This window comes from Proteiniphilum sp. UBA5384 (assembly GCF_002410825.1).
In the GTDB taxonomy this organism is placed as follows: Bacteria; Bacteroidota; Bacteroidia; order Bacteroidales; family Dysgonomonadaceae; genus Proteiniphilum.
In genome coordinates, this window is the sequence record NZ_DHOS01000067.1 from 159,862 (window position 1) to 184,130 (window position 24,269).

A 24,269-nucleotide genomic window follows, 5' to 3' on the forward strand; every position below is an offset into this window, starting at 1 on the left:
TGGGTTATACTCAGTAGATCCTATAAAATGGAAAAGCTTCGGGTGCCGTTAAACGGATAGAACGGCTACCTGCATCATTTTTTTTACGCGGCTCGTAAGGTAACAACGTAACGGATTTCCATCTTAAAATAACAGATGAGGATATTTACAAGAAAACAACTCGAGGCGAAGGATAAGGACGAACTGATAGATATCATCCTGTCCCTTCAAACAACAATAATATTCAATCAGCATTAGATGCAGACTTGTAAATAAGTAACTACCCAGACCTGAATAAACCTGAGTTAGTTATGGTATTTTTATAAAAATAAGGGAAAAACTATCTTAGGGAATGCGGTACACAATGCTATTGATATTCATACCCGCTCCTACCGAAGCCAGCACAATATTGTCACCGCTCCTCAATGCATGATTATCCATCTCTCCACGCATAACCATATCCAATAACGTAGGGACGGTAGCTACCGATGAGTTCCCTAACCAGGATATAGTCATCGGCATAACATGCTCAGGCACCTCTTTTAAATCATAGAGCTGAAACAAACGCTTCAGAATGGCATCATCCATTTTCCCGTTCGCCTGATGAATCAACACCTTGCTCACCTTATCAATAGGTAAATTCAATTTGTCTAGTCCCGCCTTGATCGTTTTAGGTACATTTTCAAGGGCATATTGATAGAGACGACGGCCATTCATCTTGAGGTAATAATCTTTTTTCTCCGCCAATTCCGGTTTATAAGAATATCCCATGTGAAGCATATTCACATAATCTAACGCATCACTGCGCGAGTTATGTCCGATTATACCTATGGGTGAATCACTTTCCCTCGCCTCCAGAATGGCAGCACCCGCACCATCAGCATAGATCATGCTATCGCGGTCATGCGGGTCGGATATGCGCGACAGCACGTCAGCACCTACCACTAAGATTTTTTTCGCATCTCCCGAGCGCAGATAATAATCGGCTTGAATCACCGCCTGTACCCATCCCGGACAGCCAAACAAAATATCATACGCCACAGCGGAGGGATTGGCAATACCCAATTTTTGCTTCAGACGGGCAGCCATCGTCGGCAACACGTCTATACGCATATTCTCCACCGTTGTTTCCCCGAAGTTATGGGCAAAAATAATGTAATCGAGTTCTTCCTTATCTATTCCCGCTGATTCTAAAGCTCTCCGGGCGGCAATTAAAGCTAAATCGGAAGTAGTCTCATTATCCGCAGCATACCGCCTTTCGGCAATAGTGGTAATCTCTTCAAATTTACGAGTGATCTCTTCATTAGGAGTGGCCAATTTTTCCCCGGTAGAGTCATAAAACTCATAATTATGGAAAAACTCATTCTTTATCTGCTTGGCAGGAACATAGCTGCCCGTACCCGTAAAAACACTATAAAGCTTACTCATTACAAATTATTCTTAGTTAACTTGATAACCTTACAACTTTTTTTTAAATTCCATTTTTTTCTTAGAAAGTACAAAAGTACATGATTTTTTCTAAATAAACCACTAACCGGCAAACCATTTTAATTTGCTTCAGTTTCGGGTATCCGGCTGATGACCGGATTGGAAATATCCTCATAAAGTTGTAGGTCGAAATACTTAGCGGCTGCTGTCACATGGTCAAGCACATCGGAACATATATTTTCATATTTAAGCCACTCGGTAGTAGCAGTAAAAAAATAGAGTTCGAGAGGAAGCCCTTTTGAGGTGGGTTGTAACTGACGGACTAATATCAGTAATTCCTTATGCACATGAGGATGATTCTTCAGATAAGAAAGAATATACTGCCGAAAGAGTCCCATATTGGTCAGATTCCGTCCATTGATAGGAAGCGACTTATCAGCGTCGTTTTCTCGATTATATTCATTGATTTCTTCACTTCTGGTACGGATATAATCTGTAATAAGTCCTATTCTTTCCAATTCTTTCAACTCCTCATCTTCCATGAAGCGGATAGTGGATTGTTTCACAAAAACGGAACGTTTTAACCGCCTTCCTCCGGTTTCCACCATGCCACGCCAGTTCTGGAACGATTCCGATACCAATGAATACGGAGGAATAGTGGTAACGGTCTTGTCGAAATTCCGGATTTTCACGGTCGTAAGTGAAATCTCAAACACATCACCATCGGCATCATACTTGGGCATGGTGATCCAGTCACCAATACGTACCATGTCATTGGCCGAAACCTGGATACTGGCCACAAACCCCAGGATAGGATCTTTGAATACCAGCATCAGCACAGCGGAAAGGGCTCCCAGACCGGTAAGTATATGCGTCGGATTTTGTCCGGTAAGGATAGAGAACAAGATAATAAAACCAATGCAATACAATACAATTTTTATCACCTGCGCATAGCTTTCCAGGGGTTTATCCCTCAGTCTCGGTCTCTTGGAAAGAGTGTCGAAGAAAGCATTCAGGACGGACATCAGAAGCCATATCACATAGAATATCAAGAAAATGTCGATCAATTTATTGGCAAAAATCATTGTTTTGGGGAATTGATCGAAAATAATGGGAATAGAGCCCTTTATCAGGCTGTAAGGAATCACCATTGCCAGATAATGTGAGAAACGTCTCTTGGAAAGATTTTTCAGGAATTCGGCACGTGTTATTTTTCCAAAACGATCCAGCAAATTCTGAAGGATAATACGAGTAAGGTATTGCACCACAAAAACCAAGGCTATCAATACAACCAGTAAGATGACAAGGTTGATATACTTGACCCAGCTATCTCCAACACCCATGTTTTTAAGTAATTCAATAGACCAGTCGCTGATTGCATTGGTCGAGCGCGAGATTTGTTGAATATTTTCTTCGTTCATCGGAGTATATATTTTTAAATATGTATAAGCGAGCATATGTAACACATAGTGGACAAAGGTATAATTTTTAACTAAATTGTCAAAACCTATAATTTAATTTTAGGCCCCCGATTTCCTTAATTTTCATGCCATCCCTTTTTTTCATTTTCATCGTTTATCACCCAAAGTATATCATCTTTCAAAGAATAATTGTACATTTGTGAAAGCAGTCCGTGCACCTATCATTAAGTGAAGCGGCTGCCTTCAAATCTATCATATATCTAAACAATTGACTAAGAATATGGGAAAAGTACTGATTATCGGCGCCGGTGGCGTGGGAACAGTAGTAGCCAACAAAGTGGCGCAAAACAGTGACGTGTTCACCGAAATTATGCTGGCAAGCCGTACCAGAAGTAAATGCGATACCATCGCCGAGGATGTGAAACGCCGTACGGGTGTAACCATTCAGACGGCACAGGTGGATGCTGACAGCATACCGGAGCTGGTAAAACTATTCAATGAATATAAACCGGAATTGGTGATCAATGTAGCGTTGCCCTATCAAGACCTGACCATCATGGATGCCTGCCTGGAATGTGGCGTGAACTACCTGGACACGGCCAATTACGAACCGAAGGACGAGGCCAAATTCGAATATAAGTGGCAATGGGCATACAAGGAAAAGTTCGAAAAAGCGGGGCTGACCGCTATCCTTGGTTGCGGGTTCGACCCCGGCGTGACAAGTATTTATACGGCTTATGCCGCCAAACACCATTTCGACGAGATGCATTATCTCGATATCGTGGATTGTAATGCGGGTGATCACGGAAAGGCTTTCGCCACTAACTTCAATCCCGAGATCAATATCCGGGAGGTGACACAAAAAGGTAAATATTGGGAAAATGGGCAATGGATAGAAACCAAGCCGCATGAAATTCATCAGCCTCTCAACTATCCGGAAATCGGTCCTAAAGAATCATATGTGATCTACCACGAAGAGTTGGAGTCATTAGTGAAGAACTTCCCCACCCTTAAGCGGGCCCGCTTCTGGATGACCTTCGGCCAGGAGTATCTCACTCATCTGCGGGTGATCCAAAATATCGGCATGGCACGTATCGACGAAGTGGAATACAACGGACAAAAGATCGTCCCTATCCAGTTCTTGAAAGCGGTGCTTCCCGATCCCGGTGAACTGGGAGAGAACTACACAGGAGAGACATCTATCGGATGCCGTATACGGGGTATTAAAGACGGTAAGGAGCGTACTTATTACGTCTATAACAACTGCAGCCACGAAGCAGCCTACAAGGAAACCGGCGCCCAGGGCGTGAGCTACACTACCGGTGTACCGGCTACCATCGGTGCCATGATGTTTATGCAGGGTATCTGGAAGAAACCGGGTGTATACAATGTGGAAGAGTTCAACCCCGATCCGTTCATGGAGCAACTTAACAAACAGGGATTGCCCTGGCATGAACTATTCGATATCGATCTGGAAGTATAAATTTTCCTTTAATTTCTCCCATATTATCCCGAAATCCCCTATTTTTGCCAAAAAGAACCCGCCCGTATAAATTCTAAAAAATGGGAATCAAAAGTTTAGTCAATATCGACGATTACGACAAGGATGATATCTATCGTATCATTAAAAGTGCGTCACTGTTCAAGCAGAATCCCAACCGTAATCTGTTACAAGGGAAAGTGTGTGCCACACTTTTCTTTGAGCCGTCTACCCGCACCCGGCTTAGTTTCGAAACTGCAGTCAATCGGTTGCGCGGACGTATTATCGGTTTTTCCGATGCAGCCACCAGTAGTTCCACTAAGGGAGAGTCACTCAAGGACACCATTATGATGGTAAGCAATTATGCCGACCTTATCATCATGCGTCACCACCTGGAAGGATCGGCCCGTTATGCCTCCGAGATATCACCCATACCGGTCATCAATGCCGGTGACGGGTCTAACCAGCATCCTACCCAGACAATGCTCGACCTGTTCACCATCTACGAAACGCAAGGAACACTCGAAGATCTCACCATCACCATTGTGGGTGATCTGAAATATGGACGTGCTGTGCATTCGCTTATACAGGGACTTTCGCACTTCAGGCCTAGGTTCAATTTTGTGGCTCCTGAAGAATTACATATCCCCGACAAGTATAAAACATTCTGTGAGAACCACCAGATTCCCTACAAGGAATTTACTGAATTCTCCCCCGAAGCAATTAATAGCGCCGACATCCTATACATGACCCGGGTACAGAAAGAACGCTTTACCGACCTTATGGAATACGAAAAAGTAAAGAATATATATATCCTGCATAACCGCATGCTGGACGATTCAAAAGAGAACCTGAAAGTACTGCACCCGCTCCCCCGCGTGAAAGAGATTAACCAGGACGTGGATGCCAATCCAAAGGCTTATTATTTTCAACAGGCAAAGAACGGTATGTATACACGCCAGGCTATTATCTGTGATTTAATGAAAATAGGAGGTTAAGAGATAAAGTAATTAGGTGTAATTGGTAATTTAAAGAATTCTATGGGAAAAGAACTACAGGTTGCAGCATTGGAAAATGGTACGGCCATTGACCATATACCCGTCGATGCCGTTTTTAAAGTGGTTTCATTGCTTCAATTGCAAAAGCTGCAAAACCGGATAACAATAGGTAATAATTTGAAGAGCAGCAAAATGGGATCCAAAGGGATTATCAAAGTATCGGATAAATTCTTTCGTGAAGATGAACTTAACCGCATTGCTTTGGTTGCACCCAATGTGAACTTGAATATCATCCGTAATTTTGAGGTGGTAGAGAAGAAAAAGGTAATCCTGCCCGACGAGATCATCGAGATCATGAAGTGTAACAATCCTAAATGTATCACTAACAATGAGCCGATGAAAACCCGGTTCCATGTGACCGATAAAGAGAATGTAGAACTTCAGTGCCACTATTGTGAAGTGAAGGTCAAAAAAGAAGATATTGTGCTTCAATAGTTATTCAAATTTACTTTGTAAATAGTTATGCCCGTCAATTTACCCGATAAATTACCCGCGATTGAGATATTAAAAAAGGAGCATATTTTTGTGATGGACGACCTGCGCGCATCCACACAAGATATCCGCCCATTAAGAATACTGATACTCAACCTCATGCCGGTAAAAGTCACCACCGAAACCGACCTGATACGCCTTCTTTCGAACTCCCCCCTTCAGGTTGAAATTGAATTTCTAGGATTATCTACACATACACCCAAAAATACTCCCATAGAACATCTCATGTCGTTTTACACTAAATTCTCAAAAATAAAGAACACCTATTATGACGGCATGATTATCACCGGCGCGCCGGTAGAAACACTGGCTTTTGAAGAAGTCAGGTACTGGAAAGAGTTTACACAGATTCTGGACTGGGCACGGACACATGTTACCTCTACCTTTTATATCTGCTGGGGCGCACAAGCTGCATTGTATCATTTTTACGGCGTTAACAAGCACCCACTGGCGAAAAAACTCTTCGGCGTTTTTAGACACAGGATCAACGATCCGTCATTCCCGCTGTTCCGGGGATTCGACGATGAATTTTACGCACCTCACAGTAGGCATACCACTCTCCTTGCCGATGAAATCGAGCAGTATCCCGAATTGACTATCCATTCAGAGTCGGATGAAGCAGGTGTGTATATTGTCTCTTCACGTGGCGGAAGGGAGTTTTACGTAACCGGCCATTCTGAATATTCACCTCTCACCCTGCATAAGGAATATATGCGCGATAAAGAGAAGGGGATGGAGTCAGTAGCTTTACCCCTAAACTATTACAGGAATAACGATCCGGAGCAACCACCACTGGTACAATGGCGTTCCCATGCCAACTTGCTATATATAAACTGGTTGAATTATTTCGTTTATCAGTCTACTCCTTTCAATATCGAAGAAATTGCCCGGTTGCAAGAGCTATAAACAAAGATTTTCTTGCGCCACTATTAGATTTATCGGCACTACAATCATGAAGTTCTCAGTTCTTAATTGTCAATTGTCCCGCGAACTTCAAGCAGACCGGTTTATCGAGATAAATATCCTGATGGGTATCGGTTAACAATCCCGTTTCGGAATCAATACGAAAGACCTGTATCATATTGTCATCCCTTCCTGCCACCAAAAGGAACTTTCCATTAGGAGTAATGATAAAATTACGTGGATGCTCAGCCGTCAATTGATATCCGGCTTTGGTGAGTGTCCCTTCGCTTGGATCAATGGCAAAGATGGCAATTCCATCTGCCTGTAATCGGTTTGATGCATAGAGGAAACGCCCGTCGGGTGAAACATGGATATCGGCACTCCCTCCTGCTCCCGTCGTATCGGCTGCAATAACCTGTTTTTGAATTAACTCGCCAAAAGAATAATCATATACAATCACTTCCCCTGACAATTCACCCAACAAATAGAGAAACCTCCCTCCGTCAGGATGAAAATCGAAATGACGCGGTCCTGTGCCTGCCGGCACACCAAACTCTTTCAAGCTATTCTCCAACAGTCCCGGCTGCCCTTCAAAAGGAGTATCGTTCACAATGAACCTGTAAAGCTTATCACTCCCCAAATCGGAAGCAAAAAGGTATTGTCCGTCCGGTGAATACCTTACACTGTGCAAGTGTGGCTTTTCCTGACGAATCGAGTCAGGTCCCGATCCTTTAAAATGCATTATCGATACTGTAGAAGCAAACATACCATTCTCCTTCACCTGAAATGAGGTAATAGTACCCCCTCCATAATTCGCCGTATGTACATTTTTACCTTTACCATCTATAGTAATATAACATGGAGAGCTACTGTTCACAGGGACAGAATTGAGCAATTCTATCTTTCCGGTCCGCTTATCGAAAGAAAAAGCATGCACGGTACTGTTAGGTTCGTTCCTTTCAGTCACGGCATAAATATATTTTTCATCAGGGCTGAGGGTCAGATACGACGGGTTGTCCACCTCCACCATACTAATGGAATCGGAACTACCGGTATCGGTATTAAAACGATACAGGTAAATCCCTTTACTTCCCTCTGCGGAAGTATAGGTACCCGCCAATAAGAACAGGTCTCCACCTGTTGTCTCCATTGCAGACCGACCTTCTTCTACAGCATTCTTATCGTTTCTTTTTCCGGAGTGGTTCCCCATACATGAAACCAGTAAAACAGCTGCCATACTCGCTATAATTATTTTTCTCATCATCCTTATCTCATTATTTTTATCGTACAAAACACATTATAGTCGAAAGTATTATGATCTCCCGTACTACACACATTCCACGAAAGTAAGTTATTTTTCCGAAACAAATTTCCTTTTTCAGAAAAAATTTGCGAATATGGCATGGACTCCGTATTTTTGCACCGTCAAAATTAAACCCGATTGTAAAACAAGAAATTAATTATGTTGTCCGAAATATTATCTATCACCGGCCGTCCCGGCTTGTACAGACTTATCTCCACAAATAAGAATATGAATATCGTAGAATTGCTCGGCGATGGAAAACGAGTACCGGTATATGCACAGGAAAAAGTGGTAGCCTTAAGCGATGTATCCATTTATACGCAGTCGGGAGACACTCCATTGCGAGAAGTATTAAAAACAATAAAAGAAAAGGAAGGCGGCAAACAAGTTTCCCTGGGAAGTAAACCTTCCGGAAAAGAACTATTCACCTTTCTGGGAGAAATATTGCCCGATTACAGTAAAGAGAGTGTGTATGCCGGCGACATAAAAAAAATAATCTCCTGGTATAATATTCTGATAGAGCACGATATCGACTTAGAGGCTGAAAAATCCGGGGAAAATGCTACGGATGAACCTGAGGCAAAAGAAAAAGGATGAACATAAAAGATATTCTTACCCGTGCAGGAGCCGGCACCATTTATATCCTGGTCATTCTTTTAGGAATACTGGGGGGACGGTATTCATTTCTTGCCGTTTTTGGTACTATCCTTGTTTTTGGTCTGTTTGAATTTTACCGGATGGTAGAAAAAGATACTTCACATGCCATCAGTAAAATATTTAATATCCTGCTTGGGGTTATTATCTTCTTATCGGTTTTCCTTCATTTGGAAGGAATTTTTACTTCTCTAATGCCGATATTCATTCTTCTATACCTGCTGATACTGATTGCATCGGCCATCTTTATCCGACGGGATGATATTTTCCATGGTATTATCTACTCAGTTTTCGGGCAGGTTTACATTACCATGCCGTTGAGCCTGCTCATGCTTATCTCCTATTCACTTCCGGCCGATATTGCCGGTTCCGGATATGATTCGGTTCTGGTGTTGGCACTGTTCATTTTCCTATGGGTCAATGATACAGCCGCCTATTTTATAGGTTCCCTGATAGGAAAGCACAAATTAATAGTACATATCTCTCCGAAGAAATCTGTAGAGGGATTTATTGCGGGCATCTTTTTCACCATACTTGCGTCTTTGATATTCGCCCATGTGTATACGGGTTTTTCCGTCACCTTCTGGATAGGATTTGCGGTGATAGTATCGCTATCCGGTACCGTGGGAGATCTGTTTGAATCGCTTATCAAGCGGACCTACAACGTGAAAGATGCAGGAGATCTTATTCCCGGGCATGGAGGCATACTTGACCGGATCGATAGCCTATTGATAGCCATCCCGGCCGTCTTCCTTTATCTGATTATCTTCTTCTCTCTTTAAAAACACTCTCCAGTGAGAACAAAAACTCTCTTAAAAACGTTTGAAAGATAGACGCAGATTAGTATGCGCACTTATAGAATATTTAAATCTTTTAAACAAGCACCACTATGGACAAGAAAAAGATTGGAATAAATGCAGGTATTATCTGGAACCTGCTGAATGATTATCAAAAGTGGAGCATCACGAAGCTTTGTAAAGCCTCCGGATTATCGGAGAAAGAGGTTTACACTGCCATTGGCTGGTTGGCCCGCGAAAATAAGATCGAATTCGATCAACCAACCGACGGCAGTGAACAATTCTATCTGGTAGTGGAATATTATTTCTAAACTATTTCACCACTTTTTCGCATAGATGCTGTTGCCATTTCCAGGCAGAAGCCATGGTATCTTCAATAGTTTCTATCGCTTTCCAACCTAACACGTTATTGGCTTTATCGGGTTGAGCCCAGATCTGCTCGATGTCACCTTTTCTGCGTCCTACAATTTTGTAATTTAACGGCTTTCCAGACACTTTTTCGAATACCTTAATCAACTCCAGCACAGACAAGCCGGTTCCGGTTCCCAGATTAAAGATTTCCACTTTATCGTCCGACTTATTCTCCAGCATCCGTTCAACGGCAATCACATGGGCTTTCGCCAGATCCACCACATTGATAAAATCGCGGATACAGGAACCATCGGGCGTATTATAATCATCTCCAAAGACACTCAGCTGTTGACGGATACCGATACCTGTCTGGGTGATATAAGGCACTAAGTTCTGCGGTACACCCAAAGGCAATTCGCCAATTTCTGCCGACGGATGAGCGCCGATAGGATTAAAATAACGGAGGATAATGCTTTTAATGGGAGCACCTGAATGAATAAAATCGCGAATAATCTCTTCATTGACCTGTTTGGTATTGCCATAGGGTGATGTTGCCGGTTTAACAGGAGCGTCCTCATTGATAGGATTCTGGTCGGGTTCTCCGTAAACTGTACATGAAGAAGAAAACACAATTCCTTTCACACCATATTGAGGCATCAGCTCCAGTAAATTGATCAACGATACCAGATTATTGCGATAGTACATCAATGGTTTCTCTACCGACTCACCCACTGCCTTACTGGCAGCGAAATGAATAATACCGTCAAATGAATACTTCTTAAACAATGCTTTCATCGCTGCAAAATCGGTACAATCCAACTTATCGAAAACCGGACGTTTACCGGTTATACGGGTAATGCCCTCCAACACGTCCGCATTGGAATTGGACAGATTATCAACAATTACTACATCATACCCCGCCTGTTGCAATTCAACTACGGTATGTGAACCGATATATCCGGTTCCTCCTGTTACAAGAATTTTTTTAGCCATAGACTTTATTTAATTACTAATTTCAATTATCAATTTAATCTGACCGGCAGATAATGATACGATTAAATACTTAGCCCCCTCTTTTCATTTTTCACTTTTCACTTTTTAAAAGTTCCTCCACGGCGCGCTTTAGTTGCAAATCATCCTCACTGAGCAATGATTCCGCGGTATTATATATCTCTATATCGGGTTCTAATTGATTATTTTCCATCACACTACCTCTCATATCTACCACGGTTACCTGGGGAATACCGAACACTAGCGAGGGATCGATCTGTGTCTCCCACCATACAGCAGTCATTGTCCCCGGTACCGGAGCACCCACCAGCTTGCCAATGCCCAATTCTTTATAGACCCAGGGGAAGCCGTGTGCATTGGAATAATTACTCTCTCCCATCAATACGATAGAAGGTTTATTCCATTTATTGAAAGGATCGCTACCAATATATTCACCCCGCGGCATAAACCGTTGATATTCTTTTCCACTCAAAAGGGTAGCCAGGTCGTCATGCAACCAACCTCCACCATTAAAACGGGTATCCACCACCACAGCCTCCTTATTCCTGTATTTTCCGAGCAGGTTCTGATAAACATCCCTGAAGCTGCTACTATTCATTCCCCGGATATGTACATAGCCAATACGACCGCCGGAATACTTCTCAGTCAGTTCCTCCCTTTGTTCTACCCAGCGGTTGTATAGTAACTCATTTTCCTCTGCGGAAGTAATAGGTTTTACAATTTCTTCAAAACGGGCTCCTTCACCGGGTACATAGGCAGTGATTATCACATGCTTTCCGGCTTTACCATTGAGTAGGTGCCACCAAGTTTTTCCGGCTTCTATTTTTTCACCGTCAATTTTCTCCACAATCACTCCCGGTTTGAGTTTTGAATCTGCTTTAATCAACGGGCTCCCTTTCATAATCTCTTTAATTTTCTGTCCGTCTCCTTGATGAGTATCATCCCAGAACACACCCAATGTAGCCGTCTGCCAACTACTCCGGGGAGCCGAGTAGCGGGCTCCGGTATGTGATGCGTTCAATTCACCCAGCATTTCCGACAACATCTCTGCAAAATCGAAATTATTATCGATATGAGGAAGGAACCGGCGGTATGAATCTCCATACATCTTCCAGTCCACACCGTGTAACTCCTTATCGTAAAATTTATCTTTCACCTGCTTCCATGCATGATCAAAAATATAACTCCTTTCCGCGGCACCCCGATAGTTAAAGGGAGCCGAAAATGATACATCAGTCACCTTCCCTTCTTCTATCTTCTTGATCTTACCCTGTGATACAAGGTAAAGTTTCTTTTCCTCCTTATCCGGAAGCAACAATCCAGATCCAACATCTTTAGCTAATAGCTTGGTAGTATTTTCAAGAAAATTCTGCTCCCACAGGTCCACACCTTTTTCAAAACTGGCCAGATAATAGAGCTTGGAGCCTTCTTTATTGAGATAAGCGTCCGATAAACTGGAAGAATGACGCGTGAGACGTATTATCCTGTGGCGACGATTGTCAAGATCAAAAGTAAGCGGCTCCACCGTTTTTATAGAGTCCTTCCCTACATTTGATTCATCTTTTGATTTCTTGTCTTCCTTTTTTCCTTTGGATCCAGACTTCTTACCGTTATCCTTCGCCTCTTTTTCCATCTCTTGCTTCAGGGCACGTTCTTCTTTGTCCATCCGAAATTCATCATAAGCATCTGGAGTGAGGAACATCAGGTAAGCATCACGATGTGCACCCCAACTGCCATGGCTACGATATCCGGCACGGTCGGAAAAAAATAATATCGCCTTCCCTCCCAGCATCCATTTGGCGCGTACATCGTTATAACCGCTCTGGGTAAGATTTGTCACCTCTCCGCTGCCATCTGCATTTATTAGCGCCACATCCTTATTATTCCATCCTCCGGTATCGATATAATCCGAGAGTATCCATTTACTGTCGGGCGACCATTGGAACCACTGGTCTCCATCGCTATATGAATAATTATACCTGGCGTCCATCACTTTCCTCGATTTTTTGCTCTTCAGATTAAGTACATAAATAGCAGACCGTCCTTCCAGATAGGCAATCTCTTTACCGTCAGGAGAAAACTGCGGCTGAAAGGAAGGGGCATCGGTATGAGTCAACTTTGTTTCTTTCAACTCGCGAGCATAACAAAAGTACTTGTCCTCCTTCCGCACCAGTTCGGTACGATAAATATTCCAAGTATTATTGCGTTCAGAGGAATAGATCAACGAACGCCCATCCGGACTGAAATCCACATCACGCTCCTGCTCCGCCGTATCAGTAATACGTTTTGTTGTGTTGAATTCAATAGAAGTGACAAACACATCTCCACGGGCAATAAAAGCGATTTCTTTTCCATTTGGCGAAACGGCAATACTTCTTGCACCTGAAGTAAGAGTCTGTGGCATTTCCTCCCTTTCAAAATTATCGGAAACGATTTGTACATTTATCTTACGCGGCACTTCTCCATCCTTCATATAGTATAACTCGCCATCAAAGGAAAAGCAGAGATTGTCATTATTGTCAGCCGAAAGAAAACGTATGGGATGATCTTTGAAATGAGTTAGTTGTACCGGATCACCACCATCAATACCGGCACTATATATATTAAATGTGCCGTCCTGCTCACTCAGATAATAAAAGCTTTTCCCATCAGACGACCATACTCCGTTCCGGTTTTCACCTTTAAAACCGGTCAGTTTTCGATGTGTTTTCCGCTCACTATCAAATAACCATACGTCTCTGGTAATGGAGGATGTATGATGCTTTCTCCACATATCCTCATACCCCTTCCTGTCGGTATAGAGCCAGAGATGCCCGTACCGTGCGATCTCTTCCATATGAGTGGGAGAAATCATCCGTGGGCGATCCCCTTTTAGTGTCACAGCATAAATCTGGGTGAACAAACTTATTGGAAATTGCTGGCTTTCCTGCGCCGGCTGTATATAGGCGCTGAAAAGCAGGGTACTGTCATTCAGGAATCCTTCAGGATATTCATTGGCAGAATGGGAAGTCACCCGTTTAATATGACCCGTTTCTAATGTAACCACATATACATCGAAGTTAGATTCCCGGTTAGAAGCAAAAGCGAGTTGATCACCCTTTGGCGACCATACGGGGCGTGTATCGTAGGACGCATGGGAAGTGACCTGTGTCGCCCGTCCGCCGGCTACCGGTACGGTGAATATATTCCCCTTATAGGTGAATGCAACAACCTTTCCATCCGGAGAGATCGCACTGTTTCGCAGCCATAGGGGGATTTCCTGGGCACTGAGTCCGGAAACAGTCCACAAAAAAAATAAAGAAAACAGGATTTTTCTCATTGGGATATTTATTCATTATCAGATTGCATACAGCATGAAACTATTACCATACTGCTCATTTGCAAAATTACATAAAAATTATAGAACATAAGATTATAATAGAAGGAAACAACATAGATATCAAAAACAATTAATTGATCCATTCGCCAAATACATTGCAATATTAATTTTTTTTAGTATTTTTGTTCTGTATTGATCCGGGTTGTACCCTCAAATAAATAATGGGATATAATGTAAAAACATATTATCGCAAGGAAGAGCTTCCCCCGATGGAGGAACCCAATTTTTTTCATAGCCCTTCATCCTTCGATTGGTACGGCAACAGTCCCACCTATACCCCGTTAATGCTTGTCGCTTTTAAGGATGAAGTTCCGGTGGCAGCCATGTTTGCCGTTATTGTGCGGATCAACCGTTTTCTGAAGGGTAAACTCTTTAAAAGATGTTTTATTTCCCAGCAACCGGCTTTTTTCGAAAAGGACTTATCTCAAATAGAGATATTTGACGCACTCATCAGTCATTTGGTAAAAAAAGTACGTAACCGCGTTTTTGTCATCCGTTATGAAGATTTGGGCAATGCTATCTTTGGATATAAAGGATTTCGTGAGAATGGGTTCTACTCCGCAAAGTGGATTAACATCCGCAATTCACTCCAACGCAAGAGAAATATATGGGATCAACTCTCCAAAACAAGGAAAAACCAAGTCAACAAGGCCTGGAAAAAGGGAATTGAAATGGAAGAACTCACTTCCGAAGAGAATCTGCCGGAGATATATAAATTGATCCGTAACACCAACAATAAAAAAATATCCCGCAGGTTTCCTCCTTACCAGTATTTTGAGAACTTTTTCCGTTATTATATCACCAAAGGGAAAGGCAAGATATTGCTGACCCGTTATCAGGGTAAAATTATCGGCGGTGCTATCTTGGGATTTGAAAAAAAAGAAACAGTTTATTGTCTTTACGACTGGGGTAAATCAAAACGATACAGGTTACTTTATCCCACCATTTTCACCATTTACCAGGCAATGAAGATATCTGAAGAAAAAGGTTTCTGTTACTTTGATTTTATGGATGTGGGTTTCCTGAATGAGAATACCGGCCGTACAAGGTTCCTACTACAATTTGGTGGGAAACAGCGAGCCACAAGGCGATGGTACCGTATTAACTGGGGATTGCTCAATTTCTTCGCAAACCGAATTTATGATTAAAAGCACCAGAAAGAGTAAGGTTTGAGATAAAGCCATACCCTTCTTGAATATGTAGGAAAATGGCTTTAGGAATTATCTGACAGTAAAACGTCGTTTTATATGTTCTGAATGATATTTAGCGAAACGACAAGGAACTGTTCCGGTCTACTCTTTTGGTTACATCTCCCGGCTTCCCTGAACAAATAACGTCGGCTGTACCCGAGACTCCTATATCGAGATGCCCTGTTACGTATATATTCTCATCGGCAGTACCCGAGAATTCAGCATTACAATTCCGTGCAGTGAGCTTAGAAGCCGAAACATCACATCCTCCGGAGAACTGGCCACTGAAGAGGTTACAGTCCAGCCTTAAATTCTCCAAATCGGTGCCGCCACTCAATTCCAGTTCGAAATTGCCGGCTTTTACAGGTGTTTCAAAACTGATATCCACTCCGCCTAACGCTTTTATCTTCGCTAAATCTGTATCTGAAAAAACAACAATTTCCGAAAATATGTAAACAAAATCCAATCCATATCCTTTGTGTAACAATAGCAGGAATTAAAATACTAAATAAATTTAAAATAGAAATATTTCCTACCGGATTGTTTGGAGAAACAAAAGGAACCCGTTATTTTTGCAACGTGTTTTTCATGGTATTAGATTTAAGGTTAACAATGAAGATTGGTTGTCGTGAGACAACCATTTCTTTTTATATATAACCTGTTTCATTTATATTTCTCCCATAACGCTGAATAGATAGTTTCTCTTGTTTCCTCTATCAATGCAGGGATTTCCTCTTCTGTAAGGAATTCAGTAGGCAGGGGTTTATGAATGACAAGTTCCATTTTTCCCGGATGAAGTTTAAAACCATCCCTATGCAACACATTAAAAGCACCATTAATAGTCAGGGGTACCACGGGTAATTTCATGTCACGGGCTACATGATACGCACCCCGTTTAAACCGGCCTAACTTACCGCTTCTGGTACGTGCTCCCTCAGGAAAAATCACCATGGACACCCCATTCACGATCTGTTTTTTGGCCTTTTCAAGAGAAGCTGCACGCGCTTTGGGATTTGTATCGTCCACAAACACATGACCAGCTTTCTCAGAGGCAAATCCCACAAACGGGATCTTGCGTAAACTCTGTTTCTGCATCCACTTGATATTCTGATTCAGAAAACCGTATACCAGGAAAATATCAAATGCACTTTGATGGTTGGGTACAAAAATATATGACTGGTGAGGATCAAGATTTTCATGTCCCTTGCTTTTCACCTGACAGAGTGCCAACCAGCAAGTCAGCCTCGACCACCATTTGGGAGGATAATATCCCCAGAATTTACTTCCGAAAACAGGAGCCATTACCATTACGGTTAATGCAGTAATAAGTGTAATCAAAATAAAAACAGGCACAAATATGAGCCACTGATAAAGCAAAACAAGTATATTTTTCACCGCCATTCATTTTTTTACAAAAATATACATTTTGAACATCGCATAATGATAAAAAGTGCAGTTTTTTTCTCTTTACATCCATTTTTCCCTTCAATAGAACATTTTTATCTCAAATTATTTCCTTGTTTGTTGAATTTTGTGTTTATTTGCGTTACGAAATCAGAAACATAATATATTATACGCACATGAAAGAATTAGCGAAAAACATTGGGGTAGTAGTGATGCTCATAGGCGTTGCTTTTTTGGTGATACCTTTTTTTACGGGTGCCACCAACAATACCAATTTAATCATCGGATTGGTATTGGTTATTGAAGGATTGCTGGGACATATTTATGTAAACAACATGAAAAGAGGAACTTTATTAAGTAATACCCTCTGGGCGATCCTTTTGTTAGTAATTCCATTTGCGGTTTTCTTCATTTGCAAGAGAATAGCTTATACAGAAGACGAGGTTGCAGCATATAACTAACAAAAAATTCCGGTCTCAATTGAGAGCAATAAAAACAAAACACCCCGGAGAAGAACTCCCGGGGTGTTTTATTTTTTCTCCTTTCTTCAACTTTCCGCTTTTCCACTATACCTCACCACATATAATTGGAAATTCTCATACCGTCTCACTACTACTTCATCACCTTTGGCAATAAAACCTTTCAATGAAATAGCATCATAAAAATTGCCCTCTATAGTGACCATCCCTGAAGGATGTAGATCGGTCGCTGCGACACCTGTATTACCCACCAGCGAGACAGGTTCCATCGGTACCGAAACATATCCCTCTTGGTCGGTATGGAGAGCCGCAAACTGAAGAAATCCCGGCTTACCAATCCGCCCGGATAAATATATGATCAGGACTAACCCCATTCCGGTACCTCCCAGCACAACCATCAGAGCCCTGAACATTTCTGTGGCAGGTAATCCTTCGAAATTAAACCGTATATTTCCTATCAGAGCAAGCACCAGAGCAGAAAAGACAAAGAGTATCCCTAATATACCTGTTATCCCGAAACCGGGTATTACAAAAATCTCAAAAACTATAAATATCAGTCCCAGTACAAACAATAACACTTCCCAATTCTGGGCATATCCAGTCAGATAAAGGGGAGTAAAATAAAGTATTGCCGCAGTAATGGCAAGAGCCGTGGGAAAACCTATACCGGGCGATTGTAATTCAAAATAAATTCCTCCTATAATGAACATGATGAGTAGTGCCTGTACGACTCCATTGGTAAGAAAACCTCTGATCTTGTCATAAAAAGTAGGATTATAGGTCTCCAAGGTATAATCATTATACCCCAGATGTGCTACAATAACTTCATGCACACTCTCGGCAACACCTTCGCAATAACCCAATTCTATTGCCTGGCTGGCGGTCAGGGTAAGTATCTGCGTGGAATCAGCAAATCCGGGTATCACCACCCTTTCATCTACCATCGCTTCAGCAATCAAGGGATCACGCCTCCATTGTATAATGGTATCCCCGTCGTGTATCGTCACTGTCTTACCATGACTCTCAGCCGTAGCGCGCATAATACCACGCATATAAGATTGATACTTATCGGAAGCCTTTTCCCCGGTTCCTCCTTCTACTACTGTAGCAGCACCGATTGAGCCACTGTTCCGCATAAAAATGCTATCACAGGCAATGGAAATAAGGGCTCCAGCCGAAGCAGCGTGATTGTCTATATATACATATACCGGAAGAGGAGCATTGAGAATAGCCGTCCGCATAGAGTCGGCTTCCAACACATTGCCTCCATAGGTATTCATATGCAATAGCACTGCTGAAGCTTCTTTTGTGATTGCTTCATGCATACCATTCTGCAAATATATCCATGTATTGCTACCAATATTCTCTCTGATGTTGATCCGATAGACCAACGGTTTGGCTTCCTGTGCTAAAAGGTCGAAAGAGATCAGGAAAAGCAGGAGCAATGCGATTTGAAAATTTCTCATTTTTCACAAGGTTTAATACAACAAAGGTAATAGATTTTACGATTCAGCATCCATTTTAATTTAAAATGTCTATATTTGTAACTCAAATTATCAGTATGAGCACAATTTTACTAAGCATAGGATCAAATACGTTCGCAAAGACCAATATCGACAAAGCCAAAAGGATGCTTTCATTTCTTTTTCCCGGTATTATTTTCAGTGAGCCCATCCTGACAGAGCCGGAAGACGACAAGTATGCGTACCTTTTTCGGAATGTGCTTGCCAAAGCCAATACTGAGATGTCGCCGGAAGAGATCATAGACAAGATCAAACAAACGGAACGGGCTGTAGGACGTACACCAAGAGATAAATATTTAGGTAGAATGATTATCGACATCGATCTCATTCAGTATGATGGACGGATACTCCGTCCCCAGGATTATGAGAGAGATTACGTCCAGCAATTATTACCTACACTGCCGGCTCTTGATATAGTTGAATCGGAGAGCACAGTATCAAATCCAATTGCAGATATCGATATTACTGTAGAGGAAGACGACGAATCAATTCAATCTTGAAATAGACTTGACTCCTTTCACTGCGCGCAGTTTTTTTATCAACTGGTCGAGCATGGATGTATCGCCCAGCATTACAGTAATGTTTCCCTGAAAAAGGCCGTCATTGGAGTCAATGGTAATAGAACGCATCTGTACCCCATCCTCTTTGGATATAATAGACATCAGGTTGGCTACGATATTGAGTTGATCATTTCCAATAACCCTCAACACTATTGTATAGCTAGAAGAACTGGTTTTTCCCGACCATCGGGCTTTCAATATCCGGTAACCGAACCGGGAGAACAGATCATGCGCATTAGGACAATTCACTCGGTGGATTTTGATTCCCTGGGAAGAAACAAATCCGAAAATATCATCACCGAAGATTGGATTGCAACATTTCGCCAGCTTATAATCCACTCCGGTCAGGTTCTGGTCAATGATCAACTCGTCTGAACCACCAATTTCCTGTAGAGGGGTTTTTAGCGTAAATTCACCCGCACTCACCGAAGTGTGGCTCTCCCTGATTTCAGTCTCTCTAATTTCCAGTTCCAGGTAACGATCTATCACCCAATTCACATCATTTTTTTCTGAAGCAATATCTACATAAAATTCAGTGACGGTCTTATACCTGAGTTTTTTGATCAGTTGCATCAGGCGGGCTTCATCCACTTCTATTTTCCGGTTCCTCATCCGTCGAAGGAGCGTCTCTTTTGCGATATCCACCTGCTTTCCGGCCTCTTCTTTCAGTAATTGGCGTATTTTCGTCCGCGCTTTCGATGTCACCGCAAAATTCAGCCAGTCCTGTTTCGGGACCTGATGCGAAGAGGTATTGACTTCTACCTGGTCTCCACTTTTTAATACATACCTGATGGGCACGTTCTTGCCATTCACCCTGCCGGACACGCAGGTAGCTCCCAGGTTGGAATGTATACCAAACGCGAAATCGAGCACCGTCGCTCCCTTAGGAAGCTTGAACAAGTCACCTTTGGGGGTAAAGACGAAGATCTCTTCGTCATATAAGTCGAGTTTAAAATCGGTCAGCTTCTGGTTGGGGTTAGTCTCGCTATCTTCGAGTGCTTCCCTGATCGTACCCAGCCAGTTATCCAGTGTCGTCTCCTCTTTTACACCCTTGTATTTCCAATGGGCCGCCAACCCTCTTTCGGCAATCTCATCCATCCTTTTCGTGCGGATCTGTACCTCTACCCATTTCCCATCCGGTCCCATCACGGTGGTATGAAGCGATTCATATCCGTTACTTTTGGGGATGGAAAGCCAATCCTTCAAACGTTTGGGATTGGGTTGGTACATATCGGTAACGATCGAATAGACCTGCCAGCAATGAGCCTTCTCCAACTCGGGTGGCGAATCGAGGATCACACGGATAGCGAACAGGTCATAAATATTTTCGAATTCTATTTTCTGTTTTTTCAACTTATTCTGAATAGAATAAATCGATTTGGTACGTCCCTTGATATCATACTTCAATCCTGTCTTATCCAGACGTTCCTTTACAGGTCCTATAAATTCATTGATATACCGGTCGCGCGACCGTTTCGTCTCATTCAGTTTTCGGGCAATGAAATCATAGTGCTCCCGGTCGGTATATTTCAGCGAGAGATCTTCCAGCTCCGATTTGATGGTATAAAGACCCAAGCGGTGTGAAAGGGGGGCATAGAGATAAGTGGACTCCACAGAAAGGTCTAATCTGGAAGAGGGCGACGCCTCCTTTGCATCGCGCATCCTTTGCAGTTGTTGCGCTATCATAATAAATATCACCCGCACATCTTCAGCAAGTGAAAGCAACAATTTGATATAATTCTCAGATTCTACCGCCGTACGTTTACCACTGAACTGGTTCACTTTCTTCAATCCTCTCAGAATGCTTTCCACTTCACTACCGAACTGCTGTTCCATTCCGGCCTGTGCCTGTCCAGCATTCACCACAGGATGAAAAAGCAAGACTGCACATACGGCAGGTTGTTTGAGGCCGATCTCATCAATAATAATGACAGCAGTACGCATGGACAATCCAAGATGATACAATGCCTCCTTATCTTGTTGTTCTTCCGCTTTTTTAAAAGACTGGCGCAATAACGTCCTTAACATAGACACTTTATGCATATCCCATTCCTGCCTGAGAAAGGAATACAGCCTGCCATACAAGTGGAAAAATTCTTTGCGGTCTATAAAAGTGCTATTATCCATCTTATTTGTTTGATCGCTTTTTTATCCACAAATTTACTATTTTCTTCCGATATCAGTAAAACAGTCTACTAAAAGTAAAGAACAAAATCACTATATTTGCGTAAAATATCAAAAGTCAAACTTATTTTTTATGCAAAAATTTATCTCTCTCCTGTTTTTTATGACAATGCCATTTATCCTATCTGCACAGCAAGATGAAATTCTTCCGTTGAATGACGGCTGGGAATTCTCACAAATGGATAAAGGCCAGTGGTATTCCGCCGAAGTACCGGGATCGGTACAACACGATCTGGTACGTCACAAAGTCTTACCCGATCCTTTTTACGGAACCAATGAAGAAAAGGTGCAGTGGGTAGAGGATGAAAACTGGGATTTCAGAAAGACATTTACCATAACGGCCGGTCAGTTGCAATATGACGATGCACAGCTTTTTTTCGAAGGGCTGGACACCCATGCCGATGTATTCCTGAACGGATCGCGGATCTTTCGCTCAGAAAACATGTTTATCGGTTATAAAATACCGATAAAACATTTACTGAAAGAAGGGGAGAATCACCTCTATATCCGATTTTATTCGCCGATACAACTGATGATGCCTGCAAGGGCGACCTTTGGTTACGATTATCCGGCAGGAAACGACCATAGGGAGGAGAAACTAAGTATTTATAACCGTAAGGCGCCCTATCATTTCGGATGGGACTGGGGTATCCGAATCGCCCAGATGGGTATATGGAAGCCGGTTTCGATTAAGTTCTACAATGATGCGTACATCGAGGATTATTACGTGAAACAGGCTTTGGTTACAGAACAGTTGGCCAAAATAGATAACCGGATAGAAATTCATTCAGTAGCCAATGATCCGATAGAAGCTACCGTGACTATTGAATACAGTTTGCAGGGCGATACCGGTCAACCGATATCTAAAAACATCACCTTATATCCCGGCAACAATATAGTTTCCCTGCCTCAGGAAATCAATCGTCCCAAAAGATGGATGCCTGTACATTGGGGTGAACAGCATCTCTATGACTTTACGGTAAAAATTGTGTCGGGCAACCGGCAAATCGCAAAAAAAACAGTACGGACCGGGTTACGTTCCATACGCCTGGTGCAGGAATCGGATCAATATGGCAAATCGTTCTATTTCGAAGTGAATGGTATCCCCCTCTTTGCCAAAGGATCCAATTACATCCCCGGCGAAATTTTTACAACACAGCAGGATGCCGACTTTTATAATACACTGTTTGACAATATTACTGCTGCCAATATGAATTTCGTACGGGTATGGGGTGGCGGCATTTATGAAAATGAGGAATTCTACCGGCAAGCCGATGAAAGAGGTATACTTGTATGGCAGGATTTTATTTTCGGGTGTGTACCCTACCCTTCCGACGATTCCTTTTTAAAGAACGTGGAACAAGAAGTAACTTATAATATCAAACGGCTCCGTAACCATACCTCATTGGCTTTCTGGTGTGGAAACAACGAAATAGAAGAGGGATTGAACCATTGGGGTTGGCAAAATGATTACCCGACGGAAGTGATGGATATATGGTTTGAAGGATACAACAAAACATTTCGCGAATTGATACCCGGCCTAGTCAATGAATTAGACGGAACACGCAGTTACATACATGGATCGCCTTACAACTCCAATTGGGGTAACCCCGAGAAATTTACTTCCAGTGATGCACACGACTGGGGGCTTTGGCATGGACGGATGCCTTTTGAGGCAATGGCAGACAGATTACCGCGCTTTGCCAGTGAATTCGGATTCCAGTCGTTCCCCGAAATGAAAACGATCCGGACTTTTGCCGAAGCAAAAGATTTCGATATCAGCTCCGATATCATGAAAATTCATCAGAAAAGCGGTATCGGGAATGAAGTAATTAAACAATATATGGACATGTATTTCCATACGCCAAAAAATTTCGAAGATTTCGTCTATATCGGACTGGTAATGCAGGGCAACGGTATGGAAGAATCGGTAGAAGCGATGCGTCGCGGGAGGCCCTATTGTATGGGTGCGCTTTACTGGCAGATCAACGACGACTGGCCGGTAGTATCCTGGTCGAGTATCGACTATTACAATAACTGGAAAGCACAACACTACCGCATGAGGGACGTGTTGGCTCCGCTTGCCCTGGGTGTAGAGTCGAAGGATAGTAAGTTAAATTACTACACTATGTCCGACTTCCTGCAGGATCGCAACAATCTCAGGCTTACCGTGCAAGTGATCGATTTCTCCTCGGGAAAACAGAAAGAATTCACAGAACGAGTCGATGCCAAGGCCAACGATTGCCGGATCATCAAAACATTTAATATAGCCGATCTCGTAAGTGAAACAGAAAAAAACCATACTATGATCCACGCTTTCCTTAGTGATGACAAGGGAAACGTGCTCTCGTCCAAGGATCATTTCTTCTACTGGCCCAACAAGTTGGAATTACCGGAAACAGAAGTCCAAACCAATGTGCAATACCGCGATGGAGAATATAAAATAACTCTCTCAAGCAAAAAACTGGCGAAAGACGTCTTTGTGGAAATTCCCATCCTGGGTGCCCGCTTCAGCGATAACTTCATCGACCTCCTCCCGGGAGAAAAAAGAACCATCATTATCACATCTCCAAAGCTTAAGGCTGCTGATAAAACACCCATTACGGTGAAGCATATCAGGGAAACATATTGATGTGATGATTTACTAATGGCTCTTTTGGTAATTAGTAGTTG

Annotated in this window: 20 protein-coding genes; 11 read left to right on the forward strand and 9 right to left on the reverse strand. The window is 42.5% G+C overall.

The features are described 5' to 3' along the window. Positions 1-324: 324 nt before the first annotated feature. Entirely contained in the window at positions 325-1,407 is a 1,083-nt protein-coding gene (locus tag B4G81_RS13175) for a 3-oxoacyl-ACP synthase III family protein (protein ID WP_294083244.1), read from the reverse strand. Between the two features lie 119 nt (positions 1,408-1,526). Beyond that, positions 1,527-2,828, reverse strand: a complete 1,302-nt coding sequence (locus B4G81_RS13180; protein WP_294083246.1) for a mechanosensitive ion channel family protein — start codon at positions 2,826-2,828, stop codon at positions 1,527-1,529. Between the two features lie 280 nt (positions 2,829-3,108). Between B4G81_RS13180 and B4G81_RS13185 the strand changes: the two genes are divergently transcribed. The 4 genes from B4G81_RS13185 to metA all read left to right on the forward strand — a co-directional run bounded on the left by B4G81_RS13185 (position 3,109) and on the right by metA (position 6,764). Next, positions 3,109-4,311, forward strand: a complete 1,203-nt coding sequence (locus B4G81_RS13185; protein ID WP_294083249.1) for a saccharopine dehydrogenase family protein — start codon at positions 3,109-3,111, stop codon at positions 4,309-4,311. A gap of 80 nt (positions 4,312-4,391) precedes the next feature. Then, a complete protein-coding gene (gene pyrB, locus B4G81_RS13190; RefSeq protein WP_294083250.1) occupies positions 4,392-5,306 on the forward strand; it encodes an aspartate carbamoyltransferase in 915 nt (304 codons plus the stop codon). Between the two features lie 42 nt (positions 5,307-5,348). Continuing rightward, positions 5,349-5,801 carry an aspartate carbamoyltransferase regulatory subunit gene (gene pyrI, locus B4G81_RS13195; RefSeq protein WP_294083252.1) on the forward strand — a complete coding sequence of 151 codons (453 nt, stop codon included), beginning with the start codon at positions 5,349-5,351 and terminating at the stop codon, positions 5,799-5,801. 27 nt (positions 5,802-5,828) lie between these two features. Beyond that, complete coding sequence (gene metA / locus B4G81_RS13200) at positions 5,829-6,764, forward strand: homoserine O-acetyltransferase MetA (protein ID WP_294083254.1); 936 nt, start codon at positions 5,829-5,831, stop codon at positions 6,762-6,764. Between the two features lie 55 nt (positions 6,765-6,819). Here the strand turns inward: metA and B4G81_RS13205 are convergent, their stop codons facing one another. Continuing rightward, positions 6,820-8,025: a lactonase family protein gene (locus B4G81_RS13205; RefSeq protein ID WP_294083256.1), complete on the reverse strand. Its 1,206-nt coding sequence runs from the start codon at positions 8,023-8,025 to the stop codon at positions 6,820-6,822. 198 nt (positions 8,026-8,223) lie between these two features. Between B4G81_RS13205 and B4G81_RS13210 the strand changes: the two genes are divergently transcribed. The 3 genes from B4G81_RS13210 (at position 8,224) to B4G81_RS13220 (ending at position 9,826) form a co-directional block, all read left to right on the forward strand. After that, positions 8,224-8,661: a DUF5606 domain-containing protein gene (locus B4G81_RS13210; RefSeq protein WP_294083258.1), complete on the forward strand. Its 438-nt coding sequence runs from the start codon at positions 8,224-8,226 to the stop codon at positions 8,659-8,661. Then, positions 8,658-9,500: a phosphatidate cytidylyltransferase gene (locus B4G81_RS13215; protein WP_294083260.1), complete on the forward strand. Its 843-nt coding sequence runs from the start codon at positions 8,658-8,660 to the stop codon at positions 9,498-9,500. The genes B4G81_RS13210 and B4G81_RS13215 overlap by 4 nt, the downstream gene beginning before the upstream one ends. 107 nt (positions 9,501-9,607) lie before the next feature. Beyond that, positions 9,608-9,826 (forward strand): winged helix-turn-helix domain-containing protein, encoded by a 219-nt coding sequence (locus B4G81_RS13220; protein ID WP_294083262.1) that lies wholly within the window; start codon positions 9,608-9,610, stop codon positions 9,824-9,826. Position 9,827: 1 nt separating this feature from the next. Here B4G81_RS13220 and galE read toward each other — a convergent pair whose 3' ends face one another. Both galE and B4G81_RS13230 read right to left on the reverse strand, forming a co-directional pair. After that, positions 9,828-10,859: a UDP-glucose 4-epimerase GalE gene (galE, locus tag B4G81_RS13225; RefSeq protein WP_294083264.1), complete on the reverse strand. Its 1,032-nt coding sequence runs from the start codon at positions 10,857-10,859 to the stop codon at positions 9,828-9,830. Between the two features lie 91 nt (positions 10,860-10,950). Further along, positions 10,951-14,196 carry a S41 family peptidase gene (locus B4G81_RS13230; RefSeq protein ID WP_294083266.1) on the reverse strand — a complete coding sequence of 1,082 codons (3,246 nt, stop codon included), beginning with the start codon at positions 14,194-14,196 and terminating at the stop codon, positions 10,951-10,953. Positions 14,197-14,417: 221 nt separating this feature from the next. Between B4G81_RS13230 and B4G81_RS13235 the strand changes: the two genes are divergently transcribed. Beyond that, positions 14,418-15,404, forward strand: a complete 987-nt coding sequence (locus tag B4G81_RS13235) for a peptidoglycan bridge formation glycyltransferase FemA/FemB family protein (protein WP_294083268.1) — start codon at positions 14,418-14,420, stop codon at positions 15,402-15,404. 115 nt (positions 15,405-15,519) lie between these two features. Here B4G81_RS13235 and B4G81_RS13240 read toward each other — a convergent pair whose 3' ends face one another. Continuing rightward, positions 15,520-15,912, reverse strand: coding sequence for a GIN domain-containing protein (locus B4G81_RS13240; RefSeq protein WP_294083270.1), 393 nt, complete (start codon positions 15,910-15,912; stop codon positions 15,520-15,522). A gap of 197 nt (positions 15,913-16,109) precedes the next feature. After that, on the reverse strand, positions 16,110-16,841 hold the full coding sequence (locus B4G81_RS13245; RefSeq protein ID WP_294083272.1) for a lysophospholipid acyltransferase family protein: 732 nt from the start codon (positions 16,839-16,841) through the stop codon (positions 16,110-16,112). Between the two features lie 185 nt (positions 16,842-17,026). On the opposite strand from B4G81_RS13245, the gene B4G81_RS13250 reads away from it, so the two are divergent. Further along, positions 17,027-17,311: a hypothetical protein gene (locus tag B4G81_RS13250; protein WP_294083274.1), complete on the forward strand. Its 285-nt coding sequence runs from the start codon at positions 17,027-17,029 to the stop codon at positions 17,309-17,311. Positions 17,312-17,397: 86 nt separating this feature from the next. Here the strand turns inward: B4G81_RS13250 and B4G81_RS13255 are convergent, their stop codons facing one another. Then, entirely contained in the window at positions 17,398-18,795 is a 1,398-nt protein-coding gene (locus tag B4G81_RS13255; protein WP_294083276.1) for an NfeD family protein, read from the reverse strand. Positions 18,796-18,890: 95 nt separating this feature from the next. On the opposite strand from B4G81_RS13255, the gene B4G81_RS13260 reads away from it, so the two are divergent. After that, complete coding sequence (locus B4G81_RS13260; protein WP_294083278.1) at positions 18,891-19,352, forward strand: 2-amino-4-hydroxy-6-hydroxymethyldihydropteridine diphosphokinase; 462 nt, start codon at positions 18,891-18,893, stop codon at positions 19,350-19,352. On the opposite strand, the gene B4G81_RS13265 is transcribed toward B4G81_RS13260, so the two are convergent. Next, positions 19,338-21,539 carry a RelA/SpoT family protein gene (locus B4G81_RS13265; RefSeq protein WP_294083280.1) on the reverse strand — a complete coding sequence of 734 codons (2,202 nt, stop codon included), beginning with the start codon at positions 21,537-21,539 and terminating at the stop codon, positions 19,338-19,340. The genes B4G81_RS13260 and B4G81_RS13265 overlap by 15 nt on opposite strands. 130 nt (positions 21,540-21,669) lie before the next feature. Here B4G81_RS13265 and B4G81_RS13270 point away from each other — a divergent pair, with 130 nt between their 5' ends. After that, positions 21,670-24,228 (forward strand): beta-mannosidase, encoded by a 2,559-nt coding sequence (locus B4G81_RS13270; protein WP_294083282.1) that lies wholly within the window; start codon positions 21,670-21,672, stop codon positions 24,226-24,228. Positions 24,229-24,269 lie beyond the last annotated feature (41 nt).